The following is a 15,199-nucleotide window of genomic DNA, read 5'->3' on the forward strand; positions in this document are numbered from 1 at the left end:
GCCTTGCTAAACTCCGCCGACTTCAATCTGGCCACCCTTCTTCTCGATGCCCACCATTCGTCCGCTTGCCCTCGCTCTTGGCTTCAGCCTGATCTCGCTGCTGTCCGCCCCCGACGCCGACGCCGCTCGCAAGAAGAAGGCCGCGGCGCCCAAGGCGCCGGCCGTCTCGGCCGCCTGCACCAATTTCTACGACTACGCCAACGCCAGCTGGCTCAAGGCCAACCCCGTGCCGCAGGCCGGCGCCGTCACCGCGCTGGGTCAATTGTCCGAGCGCGCCCTGCAGCAGCAGCGCGAGTTGCTCGACGCATCGATGAAGTCCCCGCAGGGCAAAGTGCAGAAGCTGCTTGGCGATTTCTGGGCCAGCGGCCTGGACGAAGCGGCGGTCGAGAAGGACGGCTCCAACCCGATCGCCCCCCTGCTCTCGCGCATCGACGCGATCAAGAAGGCCAAGGATGTGCCCGCTTCCATCGCCGCGTTGCATCAGGTCGGCATTCCGGTCGGCTTCAATTTCGGCCCGGACGTGGACCTGAAGGCGCTCGATCGCCATATCGGCTACTTCATGCAGGGCGGCATGGGCCTGCCCGACCCGGCCTTCTACACCCGCACCGACGCCGACACCCAGGCGCTGATGGGCCGCTACCGCGCCTACGTCAAGCAGATCCTGGCGCTCACCGGCACCGCCGCCGACAAGCTCGACGCCGACGCCGCCTCCGTGCTGCAGATCGAAACCGCGCTGGCGCGTAGCGCGCAGTCGGTGCAGGGCATCAACAACCCGTTCAACAACTACGCACCGATCGCCACCAAGGAACTGGGCAAGCAGTACAAGAACCTGCGCCTGGCCGACTTCCTGGAAGCGCAGGGCGTCAAGGACGACCTGGTGTCGATGGCCGACCCGGCCATGTTCAAGCAGCTCGACAGCATGATCGTCAGCATCAAGCCGGACCAGTGGAAGGCCTACCTGCGCTGGCGCGTGGGCGATGCGATGGCACCGTACCTGTCCAAGAGCTTCCACGATGCCGAATACCAGTTCCGCGGCCGCCTGCTGCGTGGCGATGCGGTGCCGCCGCAGCGTTGGCAGCAGGTGCTGGACGCCATCAACGTGGCCGCCGGCCCGATGCTCGGCCGCGAGTACGTGGCGCGTTATCTGAGCAGCGACACCCGTCGCCAGGCCGAAGCCATCGCCGACCAGGTGCGCGATGCGCAGCTGGCCGCGCTGGAGCGCACCGGTTGGGGCAACGGCGAGGTGGTGGCCGAAGCCAAGGCCAAGCTGGCTGCGATGAAGATCGAAGTCGGCGCGCCGCGACGCGACCTGGATTACACCGTGCAGCCGATGGGGCGCGGCAGCTTCGGCGGCAATATGCTGATCGCCTCGACCTGGCGCCACCGCGAAGAGATGAAGCGCATCGGCAAGGGCAACGCCGACCGTCGCTGGGACGTGCTGCCGCAACAGCCGGCGGTGGCCTACGACATCGCGCAGAACCGGCTGATCGTCACTGCCGCCGTGTTGCAGGCGCCGGTGTTGACCACCGGCGGAACGCAGGCCGCGCAGTACGGTGCATACGGTGCGCTGGTCGCACACGAGATCACCCGTGCGATCGATGCCAAGGGCTCGCTGGTCGATGCCAAGGGCGAATTGCGCAGCTGGTGGACGCCGGCCGAAAAGGCGAGCTGGACGATGCTCACCGGCAAGGTGGCCAACCAGTTCTCTGCCTACCCGTACCCGGGCGTGCCCAACGCCAAGGTCAACGGCGCGCAGACGGCCGAAGAGAACCTGGCCGATCTGGCCGGCGTCGAATTGGCCTGGCAGGCTTTCAGCAAGGCGCAGCCGGCAGCCACTGAGGCCGACAAGCAGGCATTCTTCACTGCCTGGGCCGGGCTGTGGGCGCAGCAGTTGTCGCCCAACGAAGCGGTGCAGCGTGCAAGCGCCGACATCCGCGCGCCGGGCCAGTGGCGCACCAACGGCCCGCTTTCGAACCTGCCCGAGTTCGGTGCAGCGTTCAGCTGCAAGGCCGGCCAGCCGATGCAGCGCGTGGATGCCGAGCATTTGACGATCTGGCGCTGAGTCAGGCGCCAGCAAGTCGCTGGCAATCAACACGAGTGGCCGGCAATAAAAAAGAGCGCGGATTCCGCGCTCTTTTTTTGTGCCTGGCGTTTGGTCCATCCGTTGCTTCGCTCAACGCGCTCTTCCTAGGAGCGGAGCAACGTGGATCTGCCACGCCGCGACTATCTCAACGCACCACGCGCAACGGCGGCTTGCGCTTCCCACCGCCCTTCCTTCCGCCGCTGCCGCCGAATGGCGACTGCCCGCGCCAGTAGCGGATCATCAGCCAGCCGAACAGCATGCCGCCCAGATGCGCGAAGTGGGCCACGCCAGGCTGCCAACCGGTCGCCCCCAGCAATAACTCGATTGCGCCGAACACGATCACGAAGGTCCGCGCCTTCATTGGAATCGGCGGGAACAGCAGCATCACGCGCTGATTGGGGAACAGCATTCCGTACGCCAGCAGCAGACCGAACACGCCGCCCGATGCGCCCACGACCGGCGCACCGCTTTGCGTGAACCAGGCCATCAACAACTGGCACAGCCCGGCGCCGGCGACGCACACGAGGTAGTAGGTGAGAAAGCGCTTCTGGCCCCAGGTCTGCTCCAACGGCGCGCCGAACATGAAGAGCGCCAGCATGTTGAAAAACAGATGGTTGAAGCCGCCATGGAGGAACGCGTAGGTCAGCAGCTGCCACGGCATGAAGCTGGCGCCCGGCGAGAACGCATCGAAGCCGTTGGACAGCGGCCACAACATCAGCCACGACAACACGCTGTCCGATGGCAACACGCCGGCGCCCAGGTCGCCCACCGCCCATTGCAGCAGGAACAAGCCGATGTTGGCGATCAGTAATGCTTTGGTGATGGGCGGTAGTTGAGGCATGGCGGCTTCCTTCGGACTGCTGCCGATGATAACGGCAGGCTTATGAAGGCCCCCACACGGCCGCATCCAGCCGCTGTGCGGCGCTGGCCCGGCGCACACGGCCCCGTTCCACCTGGACGCCCTCGGCGCGCAGGCGCTGGCATTGCTCGCGGTAGCCTGCCGAGCCTTCGGGCAAGGCAATCCGGCCATCGCTGCGCAGTACACGGTGCCAGGGCAGCTGCGGGTCATCGTTTCCGCTGAGCACGCGCGCCACCAGCCGCGCACGGCCCGGCAGGCCGGCGCGCTCGGCAACTTCGCCGTAACCGGCAACCTCGCCCGCAGGAATCGCACGGATCACCGCAAGAATGCCCAGCCGCGCCTGCTCGCCTGACAGTGCTTCCCCCTTGGCGCCGGCGCGCGCAGCAGGGCTGGTGGATGGGCGCGACGCTAGATGGCGAGATTTGGACATCGCGCAAGCATGCCAGCTGAGGGGCGGGCGTGTGCGCATCGAACCCGTCCCACACGAAGGGAAACTACAAGCCCCTCTCCCCCCGGGAGAGGGGTTGGGGTGAGGGTACGGGACGCAGCCACGCACAGACGATTAGGCAATGCGCTCAGTTGTCATTCGACCCTGGATAGCGGCTCGACCAATCTTCAGTAGCAGATCGAGTTGAATTGATGAGTCGCATGTACCGAACCCTCACCCCAACCCCTCTCCCGCAGGGAGAGGGGCTCTCATCCTTCTACCTGCCGGACATTGTGCCCCCTCATGGGAGAGCAGGTGGCGCGCAGCGCCGGATGAGGGTACGCCGCTTACGAAAACCACAGCTCGATGCTAGATCGCGGCAGGGCCCGCTGCTGCCGCTATTTGTAGCGGCCTTCGATGGCGCACCGATCGGGGCGTCACTAGCCCGCTAACCTGCCACACCCCGGCCACCTCGGCCACCTCGGCCTCAGTGCATCAACACGATCTCTTCAGACGAGGTGGGATGAATCGCCACGGTCTCGTCGAAGTCGCGCTTGGTCGCACCCATCTTCACCGCCACCGCAAAGCCTTGCAGCATTTCGTCGGCGCTCTCACCCAATAGATGCACGCCGACCACACGTTCTTCTTCGCCCACGCACACCAGCTTGAACAGGCTGCGCTGCGGCGCGTCGGCCAGTGCGTGCAGCATCGGGCGGAAATTGCTGCGGTACACACGCACCGCCCCGTTGTAGCGCGCACGTGCCTGTTCTTCGGTGAGCCCGACATTGCCAAGCGGCGGGTGCGAAAACACTACGCTGGGCACGTTTTCGTAATCCATGCGCGCATCCGGTTGGTGACCAAACAGGCGGTCCATCAGCTTGCGCCCCGCCGCGATCGCCACCGGCGTCAGTCCGACCTTGCCGCCCACATCGCCGATTGCGTGAATATTCGGCACGTTGGTGGTCTGCCCGTCGTCCACCACCACTTCGCCCTTGTCGCCAAGCGCAACACCCACGGTGTCCAGACCCAGCCCGGCGGTATTGGCGCGGCGGCCCACCGCGAAAAACACCTTGTCGAAGATGTCGTTGCCCTGCTCGCGCGGATGTACGGAATGCCCATGCACGCGCAGCGCACCGTGCATATCGCGCTCCAATGCGGTGGTGGTGAAACCGAAGTGCAGCCGCACGCCCAGATGGCGCAGGTTGTCGGCCAACTGCAAGGTCAGTTCCGCATCGAAGCGTTCCAGCAAGCGCTCGCCCTGCACGAATAGATGCACGCGGCTCCCTAAGGCCTGCAGCAGCCCGGCGATTTCCACCGCGATATAGCCGCCCCCGATAATCGCAACCTGCTCGGGCGCATGGCAGAGATTGAAGAAATCGTCGGAGACCTCGCCATGTTCTGCGCCCTCTACGTCCGGGCGTAACGCGTGCGCGCCAGTGGCGATCACGATGTGCCCGGCGGTCACCGGCACGCCGTCGCTGCCCATGACGGTATGGCGGTCCTGCAATACGCCGCGCTGCGGGATCAAGACCACGCCATCTTCGTTGAGGCGGCGTCGATAGCTGGCGTGGATGTTGGCGATGTACCCCTGCCGATGCGTGACCAGCTCCTGCCAGGCCAACGTCGGGCGCGGCACATCGAATCCCAATGCGCTGGCCAACTCGATCTTGCCGGCCAGATCGGCGGCCAGCCACATCGCCTTCTTCGGCACGCAACCGAGATTGACGCAGGTGCCGCCCAATTCGTCGGGCTCCATGATCGCTACGCGCGCGCCATGTTTTGCGGCGCGAAATCCCGCCGCGAGGCCGCCGGACCCGCCGCCCAGAATCACCACGTCGTAGTCGTAACGCGCACTCACGCGAAACGCTCCGCCCGGTAAGGATGCGGGTCCAGCGCAGGTGCGCGGCCCGTGATCAGGTCGGCCATCAATTGTCCGCTTGCAGTGCTCATGCTGATGCCGAGCATGCCATGCCCGGCTGCGAGCCAGACGTGAGGATGGCCTGGCAGCGCGCCCAGGACCGGCACATCGTCCCAGATCATCGGCCGCCATCCGTACCAGCGCTCGATCACCGCAGGCCCGCATGGCGTATGCAGATATTCGGCCGCCGCACGCTCCAACGCAGCCAGGCGTGTGGGATTGAGTTGCGTATCGCGCCCGGAAAATTCCATCGTGCTGCCGATGCGCAGGCGGTCGCGCCACGGCACCACGAACACCCAGCGGTCCTTCAACACCACCGGGCGGCGCGGCACCAGACGCGGCGCGCTGTAGGTAATCGAATAGCCCTTGCCGGCCTGCACCGGCAGGCGCAGGCCAAGTTGCGCCGCCAGCACCGGCGACCATGGCCCGGTTGCGATCACCACCTCGCGCGCACGGCGCTTGCCGTGCGCGGTCTGCACGCAGCTGCCGCCTCCATCGGGCACGATTGCCTGCACGCGGCAGTGCGCATCGATCGCCACGCCACGTGCGCGCAGCACTCTCGCAAGCTCTGCGGTGTATTGCTCCGGGCGTAGATGCGCATCGCCCGGGAAGTGGATCGCGCCAGCGATCCCATCGCGAAATGCGGGATCCTGGCGCACATAGTCCGCACCATCGATGACCTCTGCCCGGATACCCCACTGCGCCAGCAACGCGCATTCGTCGCGGTATCGCGCAAAGCGACGCGCATCGCCGAACACGTAATCCAGCCCATCGTTGCGAAACTCGCACTCCAGCGCGTACTGCGCCACCCACGCGTCGAAACGCTGCCGCGCATCGTGCAACAGCGCCGCCCGCGCCTGTGCACTGGACTGCCAATCGCGTGCATTGCAGCGCCGCGCGAAGCGCAGTAGCCAGCGCCATAACTCCGGATCCAGGCGTGGCGGGACATACAGCGGCGCATCCGGGGTGAACATCCATTTCAGTGCCTGCGCGATCATGCCGGGCGCCGCCAGCGGCGGTGCATGGCTCGGCGTGATGGTGCCGCAATTGCCGTAGGAGGTCGCCGCACCGGGCGCACCGGCATCGAGCACACGCACCTGCCGGCCCGCTTCGACAAGTGCCAGCGCGGTGGCCAGGCCAATCGCGCCCGCGCCGACCACCAGCACATCATCGCGGCTCCCGTGCATGCAGGCGCTACCCGGCGCGCCCAGCGCCACGCCACATCGGCGGCACCTGCAGATAGGTCACGCTGCGCCATAGCCATTCCATCGGCCCGAAGCGGAACCAGTGCAGCCAGCACCGGCTCAGCAGCACCTGCAGCGCAAACAGTGCCAGTGCGAACGGCAGTTGCCACACCCGCGGCAGCTGTTCGAAATAGCCCAGCCCGTAGCCGTAGAAGATGCCGGTGCAGACCAGCGATTGCAGCAGATAGTTGCTCAATGCCATCCGCCCTGCTGGCGCAAGCCATGCCAGGCGCGGTGCCAGGCGCACCACCCACGCGGCATAGCCCAGGCACATCAACGGCCCTGCAACCAGCGACAGCGCGAAGGCGCCGGACAGGCGCAGGTCCAGACGCGCCGGATCGATCCACGGCTCCAATGCATAACTTGCCAGCATCACGCCCAGCCCGAGCGGCAACACGCCATAGCGTAGCGTCGCAAACAAGCGTGGGAAGCGCTCGGGCGTGGCGATCGCACTGCTGCGCACGAACCAGCCACCGAGCAGGAACATGCCGAGCATGGCCGGGCCGTTGATGCTGAGGCCGGTCATCGCTTCCTGAAAGTCATGCCAGCGCTGCACCGTCGCTTGCAGGTAAGTGCCGCTGCCGAATGCGGCGCGCTGCGCCTGCACATTCGCCAGCGCCTGCTGCGCGGCGTCGGCCATCGCCGCTTTCCACTGCACCGTCGCAGCGGGATCGGCCTGCGCCAGCTCGCCTGCCACGCCGTACAGCAAGGTCAACCCAGGTGCGCACAGGTACACCAATGCAGCGAGCCACGGCAGCGTCACCGTCGGCACGTTGCGCGCACTCAGCAGCAGCAACGCCAGCAGGGCATAGGTCACCAGGATATCGCCGGACCACACCAGCAATGCATGGGCAAGCCCGATCGCCAACAGCCCGAGGATGCGGCGTAGATACAGGCCGAAGAATGCGCGCCCGGCCTGTGCGGCGCGCTGCGCCATCACCGCAAAGCCCATGCCGAACAACAGCGAAAACAGCGTGTAGAACTTGCCTTGCACGAACACGTAGACCAGCGCATCGGCAACCCGGTCGGCGCCATGCCAATGCGGCTCCACGCCGGTCATGGCCAGATCGAGCGGCCCGACGAAGGCTTCAATGTTCATCAGCAGGATGCCCAGCAATGCCACGCCGCGCAGGACATCCAGCACGACGATGCGCTCGGTCGCAGCAATGGGGAGCAGCACGTCGCGGGATGTCATCACGGCTCAGGCAACCAGATGCGGCGGCGCGCGCCGCAGAATGCGAACGGCCCGCCGATGGGGCAGGCCGTCAGGAACAGCAATCATGCACGCACCGCGGCAACCCACAGACATGGGCCGATGTGCGTGTGGCCGGCATGCACCACCGTAGCGCCGGATGGCCGGCCTACGTCAGTGGCGCGCATGCGTCCCACCCGTCCAACCGCCACGCGAGTGCGTGCGTGACCGACCTTAGTGGTGATGACCGCCGTCGCCGTGCACATGGCCGTGGTCGCGCTCTTCCGCGGTGGCTTCGCGCACTTCGACGATCTCCACGTCGAAGTGCAGATCCTTGCCGGCCATCGGGTGATTGAGGTCCACATCGACCACGCTCATGCCGACCTTCTGCACCGTCACTGCGCGCGGACCGAAGTTGGTCTGCAACACGACCTGGGTACCGGGCACCAGCTTGGTGGCGCCGAAATGCTTCTTGGGCACGCGCTGGCTCAGGCCTTCGCGGTATTCGCCGTAGGCGTCGGTGGCCTTGACGTCCACACCGAAGCTCTCGCCGGCTTCCTTGTCCATCATGGCCGCTTCCAGGCCCGGGATGATGTTGCCGTGGCCGATCATGATCGCCAACGGGTCACGCTCCTTGGAGCTCTCGATCGGCTCCTGGCCGATTTCCGAAACGGTGTAATGGAAGCGGACGACGCTGTCTTTTTCGATCTTCATGCCTGGCTCTGAATGGGCTGCCCGGTGGCAGACGGTTGAGGACGGCTTGTCGGCCGCCGGGTGCGCCGCCATCATGGCGACCTTTCGAACCGCCCATTATCCCGGCTCCATGCATATCACGCCAGTTTTCGCCGCCAGCGCCCGACGCGCCGCGGCCAGCCTGTTGCTGGGCCTGCTGCTCCTGGGGGGCTGTTCGTCGCACGCGCCGGTGCGGCGCGCGGCCGCGCCCCCTGCGGCCGCGCGCGTGTGGCCGCAGGTGCCGCCGGCCGACCCGGCCGCCGCCAACAACATCTTGATGCGGGCGTTGGGGCTGGTGGGCACCCCGTACCGGTTCGGCGGCAATACGCCGGAGACCGGCTTCGACTGCAGCGGACTGGTCACCTATGTCTACAAAGACGTACTGGCCCTGGCACTACCGCGCACCTCGCGCGAACTGGCCGCAATCCAGGGCCCGCGCATCCCGCCCGAGCGACTTGCCACCGGCGATCTGGTGTTTTTCGGCGCTGGAGGCAACGTGACCCATGTTGGCATTTATGTCGGTGAAGGCCGCTTCGTGCATGCCCCTACCACCGGCGGTACGGTCCGCTTGGACTTTCTTGATGGAGCTTACTGGCGTGACCATTATTCAGGTTCAAAGCGGGTTTTGCACTAAAATGTGACGGAAATCACAAGTCATAAAACGGAAAGTTAACTTTTTTTGAACGTAACGATTCTTTCACCAGGGCATCATCTCGCATCGACAGCAGAACTGTGATTCCCGCGTGACGAACGACGAACAGATCAAAACTGGCGCCGCACCGCTTCCGCCCCGGAAACCGCTCCGCCTGCTATGCGCCACCGCTCTCTTGATTGCAGCACTTCCTGCATTCGCGCAGACCGCCAGCAGCACGCCATCCGCTCCGCAGACGACCACGCCTGACAGCGCCGTCGCCGCCGAGAAAGCCGCAACCCGCAGCCGCGCCGACGCCGCTGCCACCGCAACACTGGCCGCCCTGCTTCCGCACCTGGCTGCCAACGACGCCATTCCGCTGATGGACCGCTCGGCGATGTTCGCCGGCGATCTCAGCCGCCTGCTTGCCAATTACGACGTGTCGCAGAGCGCAGCCAATGCTGCCCAGAACGCCGTGGCCGATAGCCGCGTGCAGGTGATCCTGCAGCGCGCCATGGCCCTGCTCGGCACTCCGTACGTCTGGGGCGGCGAATCCACCGAAGGGTTCGACTGCAGCGGCCTGGTCGGCTATGTATTCAAGACTGCGCTCGGCATCGACTTGCCGCGCGTCTCGCGCGACATTGCCCGCGACGAATCGGCCGAGCTGATCAAGGACCCGAGCGCGCTGAAGGCTGGCGACCTGGTGTTCTTCGGCAAGCGTGGCCGTATCGACCATGTCGGCCTGGTGGTCGGCGACGGCAAGTTCCTGCACGCGCCCAGCCGCGGCAAGGACGTGCGCGTTGATTCGCTGGCAAGCGGCTACTGGAGCGAGAAGTTCATCCAGGCGCGCCGGGTGCTGTAACGCTCGGTTGCTTTCGACTCGGTTGCTTTCGACTCGGTTGCTTTCGACTCAGTCGAAGAAGGCCGCGACGATCTCGCGGCCTTTTTGTTGCGCGGAACCGGGCCGCGACGTCCGTGTGCGACCGCGCAGCCTCTATCGGCGCCTACCCACCCACGCGCCAGGCGCACCAGGAGCCACGCTGCCCGCACCGCCTACGCCGTCGTCGGGCAGATGATCTACCCGTATACCGGATGCGGCTTACTGCGAGGCGTCGGCCTTGTACCGTGCCATGGTGTCCTCGATGCCCTTGCTCAACTCCATCACCTTGAGCGCGTATTCCGCCAGACGTTGATCTTCCGGGGTATCTGGCCGCCAGGACGGCACTTCCACCGGGGTGACCCCGTCCGGATCCATCGCCACGAACACGATGATGCAATGCGTGCACAGGCGCGAATCGCCGCCCATCGGACTGCGCGCGCGTACATCGATCGCAAAATGCATGCTGCTGCGGCCGGTGTAGACCAGTTTGGCCGACACGGCCACCAGATCGCCGATGCGCACCGGCGCCACGAAGCGGATACCGCCCACCGCCACGGTGACGCAGTAATGCCCGCTCCAACCACTGGCCGCCGCAAAACCAACCTGGTCGATCCACTTCATCACCACGCCGCCATGCACCTTGCCGCCGAAGTTGACGTCGCTGGGCTCGGCCAGAAAACGAAATGTCAGATCACGCTGTTGGCCAATCACCGCCCGCCCTCGTCAATGGATGAGCTGGAAGTGTGCCATGTGGGTGGAACTCGTCGTACCCACAGCGCGATTGCCGTACCGGTCGACGTGAGCGCAACGAAGATCGGCACAAGACCTGTCATCAGCCAAGGTGCGGGATGCGTTGAAATTCGTCCCGTGAGCCTGAGCAGCGTCATCGTCAGATCGCCCGACTCCCCGTTGCCCCGCATGATCGAACAACGTCAAAAAGCACGCTCAACCGCCAATCACCTCAAGGTTGTCGCGCTTGCGCAGACACAGCCACGGGAAATGCGGCTGCGGCAACCTGAGCGCCTTTCGCATGCGGGCACTCCAACGACGCGGGTCGAACAACCACTGCACTGCAAAGCGGTCGAACGTAGCGTAGGTATGCTGGTGATAATGCGCAGCCAGTTCCGGAACGCCCAGCTCGGTGAAGTAGCGCAGGCTACGTGCGGCACTCTCTTGGGCGTGCTGCGGCGTGGCGTAGAGCGGGCTGTCGAGAATATGCAGCACGCCATCCTCGCGCAGATGCGCGAGCAAGCGCTCGATCAACGCGCCAGGATCAGCGAAATACTGCACGCAGGCGGGCAGCACGATGATGTCGAACGCGTCGCGCGGCAGTGCCACGGTCTGGATGTCGCCAGCGATGAAACTCAGGCCCGCCGCATGGCCGAACACGCGTGCGGCCTGGCTGAGCTCGGTGCGATTGACGTCGATGCCGCAGACCTCGCGTTGCAGCGACTGCGCCAGCACGTGCGATAGCCAGCCATTGCCGCAACCGAGTTCGAGGATGGCGCCCTCGCCGGCATGCGTGGCCAGGTGCTGCGCCAGCAAACTGCTCGACAGCGCGCGCACGCGCCATTCCAGCGTTGCCCCCAGTGTTCCGCCCGGACGCGGCAGGCTGCGCACCTGCGCATCGGTGTAGAGTCGGCCTTCCTTGCGCCGGATCTCCAGGTAGCGCTGCTCGAAAGGGTCCTCCGCCAGGCCGCGCTGCACAAGCACGCCATCGACGCGTTCCAGCTCGGGCAGCTGCTGCAGCCGTTCGCGCAGCACGGGAAATCCGGCACGCATCAAGCTGCCTCAGCGCAGTGGTTTGGCGCTGTCAGCGGGCGGATCTTCCAGTCCCACATTGGTGGAGGCGGATTCGTAGATGCTCTTGTCGAGCAGGCCGGTTTCCTTGGCCACCAGCACCGGCACCAGCATCTGCCCGGTGACGTTGGTCATGGTGCGCATCATGTCCAGGATGCGGTCGATCGCATACAGGTAGCCGATCACTTCCAACGGCAGATTGGCCGCACTCAGCACCACCGTGGCCATGATGACCGCCGTGCCCGGTACGCCGGCCGTGCCGAAGCTGCCGAGCACCGAGGCGATCAGCACCACGAAATACTGGTTGGCGGTCAGGGGGACGCCGGTGTATTGCGCGATGAACACCGCGCACAACGCTGGAAAGATTGCGCCGCAGCCATCCATCTTGATGCTGGCGCCCAGCGGTACCGCGAATGCGGCGTAGTCCTTGCTGACCCCCAGGTTGTGGGTAATCGAACGCATCGCCACCGGCATTGCCGCAAAGCTCGACGAACTGACGAACGCCACCTGCATGCCCGGCGCGGCACCGCGGAAAAACTTCCACGGGTTGAGCCCATGTGCGAGCAGCAGGATGCTGTAGACCACCACAATGTGGATCGCGCAGGCCACATACAGCGCCAGCACGAAATTGCCGAACGGCAGCAGCTTCGAAAAGCCGTAGCTGCCGACCAGGCCAGCGATCAGGCCAAAGGTGCCGAGCGGAGTCATCTCCAGCACGAAGCGCGTCACCTGGATCATGATGTCGCTCAACTGCCCGGTGAGCTTGCGCGCCTCGGCCACACGCTCGCCGAGCTTGACCATCGCAAAACCCAGCAACGCGGCGAAGAAGATCACCGGCAGGATCGAGCCACGCCCCGCCGCCAGCACCGTTTCGCCGGCCGCGTTGGTCTTGGTGCCGATACCGGTCAATGCGTAGAACGGGTTGGACGGCACCACATCCAGCAGCACCTGGACCGGGCTGGGCACATCGCGCGGTTTCCAGGCCGAATCCACGCTCAGGCTGAAATGGCCGGCGCCCGGCTGCATGATCGTGCCGACCGCCAGGCCCACGGCCACCGCCAATGCTGCGGTGATCACGAACCACAAGAACGTGCGCCCGCCGAGTGCGGCAACCGACTTTTGCCCGTGCAACGACGAGATCGCATTGATCACCGCAAAGAAGACCAGCGGGATGGCGATCATCTTGATCAGCGTGACGTACAGATCACCCAGGGGACCGAACCACACATCGGCTGCCGGGCCCATGGCCGCGCCGACGATCGCGCCTAGCGCAAAGCCGGCCACCACGCGTTGCCAGAACGGAATGCGCAACCACGCCGCAACCAGTTTCATATCGTCGAATCTTCCGGGGGAAAGTGCTTGCACCATAGCCCAGGGCTGCTCTGCCCGCGAGACCACGGCTGGAACAGCGCTGTGTCATCGGTGTGACACCACCCATCGCGGCATAATGGGGATTGATTCAGCCACGAGTTCGATGCCGATGCGTTACCGCCTGCCTACCCTCGCCGCCCTGACCACGCTGTGCGTCGCCGCCTGCGCCTCCACGACCGGGAGCGGCACCTCCGCACCCGCGTCGGTCCGCGTGGAGGTGCCGCAGGTGACGCACCCGGCCGGCGAAACCCCGCAATGGTGGTACCGCTCGGGCGCCGCCCGTGCCGCCGGCAACGGCGCCATGGCCGGCAAGGCGCGCAACGTGATCCTGTTCCTGGGCGATGGCATGAGCCTGACCACGGTGGCCGCGGCGCGCATCCTGGACGGCCAGCGCAAGGGCGGCCCGGGCGAAGAGAACCTGCTGTCTTGGGAGCAGTTTCCCGCCACCGCTTTCAGCAAGACCTACAACACCGACTCGCAGACACCGGATTCGGCCGGCACCATGACCTCCATCACCACCGGCGTGAAGTCGCACATGGGCGCGATCGGGGTCAGCAGCGGCAACCGCAGCGACTGCGCCGACAGCTTGAACAAGGGCCTGCTGAGCTGGCTGCAGCTGGCCGACAGCGCCGGCATGGCCACCGGCATCGTCACCACCACGCGCCTGACCCACGCCACGCCGGCGGCAACCTATGCGCATTCGCCGGACCGCAACTGGGAAAACGACACCGACCTACCCGAGTCGGCGCGTGCTGCCGGTTGCCAGGACATTGCCCAGCAATTGCTCTCCACCGCCCGCTACGGCCGAGGCCCGAAGGTGGTGCTGGGCGGAGGACGCAGCCAGTTCCAGAGCGTGCAGGAGCGCGACCCGGAATACGACGACAAGGTGGGCCTGCGCCTGGACGGTCGCGATCTGGTGGCCGAATGGAAACAAGCGCACCCGCAAGGCGCCTATGTCTGGAACGAGCAGCAATTGCAGGCAGCGTCCGGTGCACCGGCGCTGCTGGGGCTGTTCGAACCGGACCACATGCAGTTCGATCACGACCGCAACCGCACCCCGCAGGGCGAGCCCAGCCTGACCGAGATGACCCGCACCGCGATCCAGTCGCTGTCGCGCGACCCGAACGGGTTCGTGCTGATGGTCGAAGGCGGCCGTATCGATCACGCCAACCACGCCGGCAACGCCTACCGCGCGCTCGATGAAACCGTGTCGCTGTCCGATGCCGTGCGCGTTGCTGTGCAGACTGCGCCACCGGACACGCTGATCATCGTCACCGCCGACCATTCGCACACGCTCAACTTCGTCGGCTACCCGGTGCGCGGTAACCCGATCCTGGGCAAGGTGCGCGGCACCGGCGGCGAAGAAGGCGACCGCAGCCAGCTGGCCACCGACCTGGCCGGCCAGCCGTACACCACGCTCAGCTACGCCAATGGCCCCGGCTACACCGGTGCCAGCAACGCGCAGCCGGCCGGCCCCAAGAAGTATCCGCACGAACCCAGCAGCAGCGAGCCGGCCACTGGCCGCCCGGACCTGAGCCATGTCGACACCGAAGCCCCCAGCTACATGCAGGAAGCGCTGGTGCCGACCAAATCCGAAAGCCACGGCGGCGAAGATGTCGGCATCTGGGCCACCGGCCCCGGCAGCGCGGCATTCCGCGGCACGCTGGAAGAGAACGTGATCTACCACGTCATCGTCCAGGCCACTCCGCGCCTGCGCGAGCGCCTGTGCAAGGCCGGCACCTGCAATGCCGCTGGCGTGCCGGTGGAATTGCCCAAGCCGGCCACGTTCGAGGCTGCGGTCAAGCGCTGATGCGCAGGCAGCGCTGCAGCGATGGCAGGCGAGCCGGCGCATGATGCGGTCGACGCATCGCCGCTCGACCTGCCGGCCTGGCGTCGCCAACGCCGTGTGCGAGCACGCCCGCAAACGGCCGCCGTCCCCCGCTGTCGGTGTGGCGCTCAGATCGGCCGTCGCGGACCGATGCGGTAACCGCGCACGGCAGCACATTGCAGCCAAGGCTGCAGCTGCACGCCGTTGTTCGCGCTGTGGGACGCCGAGAACACT

General features: G+C 66.0%; 13 protein-coding genes. 4 read left to right on the forward strand and 9 right to left on the reverse strand.

What is annotated here, in order from left to right:
• The first annotated feature begins 46 nt into the window (after positions 1 to 46).
• Positions 47 to 2,062, forward strand: coding sequence for a M13 family metallopeptidase (locus J7360_RS07620; RefSeq protein ID WP_209033587.1), 2,016 nt, complete (start codon positions 47 to 49; stop codon positions 2,060 to 2,062).
• Between the two features lie 166 nt (positions 2,063 to 2,228).
• Here J7360_RS07620 and J7360_RS07625 read toward each other — a convergent pair whose 3' ends face one another.
• The 6 genes from J7360_RS07625 to J7360_RS07650 all read right to left on the reverse strand — a co-directional run bounded on the left by J7360_RS07625 (position 2,229) and on the right by J7360_RS07650 (position 8,437).
• The gene (locus J7360_RS07625) at positions 2,229 to 2,924 is read right to left on the reverse strand and encodes a rhomboid family intramembrane serine protease (protein WP_003486879.1); all 696 of its coding nucleotides are present in this window, start codon (positions 2,922 to 2,924) and stop codon (positions 2,229 to 2,231) included.
• 40 nt (positions 2,925 to 2,964) lie between these two features.
• Complete coding sequence (locus J7360_RS07630) at positions 2,965 to 3,372, reverse strand: MGMT family protein (RefSeq protein ID WP_007964761.1); 408 nt, start codon at positions 3,370 to 3,372, stop codon at positions 2,965 to 2,967.
• Positions 3,373 to 3,856: 484 nt separating this feature from the next.
• Positions 3,857 to 5,227 carry a glutathione-disulfide reductase gene (gorA, locus tag J7360_RS07635; protein ID WP_039730924.1) on the reverse strand — a complete coding sequence of 457 codons (1,371 nt, stop codon included), beginning with the start codon at positions 5,225 to 5,227 and terminating at the stop codon, positions 3,857 to 3,859.
• Entirely contained in the window at positions 5,224 to 6,474 is a 1,251-nt protein-coding gene (locus tag J7360_RS21355; protein WP_057659964.1) for an FAD-dependent oxidoreductase, read from the reverse strand. Before J7360_RS21355 ends, gorA begins: the two co-directional genes overlap by 4 nt.
• Before the next feature lie 7 nt (positions 6,475 to 6,481).
• Positions 6,482 to 7,726 (reverse strand): DUF418 domain-containing protein, encoded by a 1,245-nt coding sequence (locus J7360_RS07645; protein WP_209033589.1) that lies wholly within the window; start codon positions 7,724 to 7,726, stop codon positions 6,482 to 6,484.
• A gap of 231 nt (positions 7,727 to 7,957) precedes the next feature.
• Positions 7,958 to 8,437 carry a peptidylprolyl isomerase gene (locus tag J7360_RS07650; protein WP_007964764.1) on the reverse strand — a complete coding sequence of 160 codons (480 nt, stop codon included), beginning with the start codon at positions 8,435 to 8,437 and terminating at the stop codon, positions 7,958 to 7,960.
• Positions 8,438 to 8,546: 109 nt separating this feature from the next.
• On the opposite strand from J7360_RS07650, the gene J7360_RS07655 reads away from it, so the two are divergent.
• Together J7360_RS07655 and J7360_RS07660 are read left to right on the forward strand one after the other, a co-directional pair.
• The gene (locus J7360_RS07655) at positions 8,547 to 9,089 is read left to right on the forward strand and encodes a C40 family peptidase (RefSeq protein WP_046832418.1); all 543 of its coding nucleotides are present in this window, start codon (positions 8,547 to 8,549) and stop codon (positions 9,087 to 9,089) included.
• Positions 9,090 to 9,198: 109 nt separating this feature from the next.
• Positions 9,199 to 9,948, forward strand: a complete 750-nt coding sequence (locus J7360_RS07660) for a C40 family peptidase (protein ID WP_017168813.1) — start codon at positions 9,199 to 9,201, stop codon at positions 9,946 to 9,948.
• A gap of 237 nt (positions 9,949 to 10,185) precedes the next feature.
• Here the strand turns inward: J7360_RS07660 and J7360_RS07665 are convergent, their stop codons facing one another.
• From J7360_RS07665 to J7360_RS07675, 3 genes are all read right to left on the reverse strand, one after another.
• Entirely contained in the window at positions 10,186 to 10,677 is a 492-nt protein-coding gene (locus J7360_RS07665; RefSeq protein WP_022558987.1) for an acyl-CoA thioesterase, read from the reverse strand.
• 234 nt (positions 10,678 to 10,911) lie between these two features.
• Positions 10,912 to 11,748, reverse strand: a complete 837-nt coding sequence (locus J7360_RS07670; RefSeq protein ID WP_057659831.1) for a class I SAM-dependent methyltransferase — start codon at positions 11,746 to 11,748, stop codon at positions 10,912 to 10,914.
• A gap of 9 nt (positions 11,749 to 11,757) precedes the next feature.
• Positions 11,758 to 13,098: a dicarboxylate/amino acid:cation symporter gene (locus J7360_RS07675; protein WP_057659834.1), complete on the reverse strand. Its 1,341-nt coding sequence runs from the start codon at positions 13,096 to 13,098 to the stop codon at positions 11,758 to 11,760.
• Between the two features lie 142 nt (positions 13,099 to 13,240).
• Here J7360_RS07675 and J7360_RS07680 point away from each other — a divergent pair, with 142 nt between their 5' ends.
• Positions 13,241 to 14,947, forward strand: a complete 1,707-nt coding sequence (locus tag J7360_RS07680) for an alkaline phosphatase (RefSeq protein WP_209033591.1) — start codon at positions 13,241 to 13,243, stop codon at positions 14,945 to 14,947.
• Positions 14,948 to 15,199: the final 252 nt, after the last annotated feature.

It is taken from the genome of Xanthomonas sp. D-99, from assembly GCF_017746145.1.
Lineage (GTDB): Bacteria > Pseudomonadota > Gammaproteobacteria > Xanthomonadales > Xanthomonadaceae > Xanthomonas > Xanthomonas cissicola.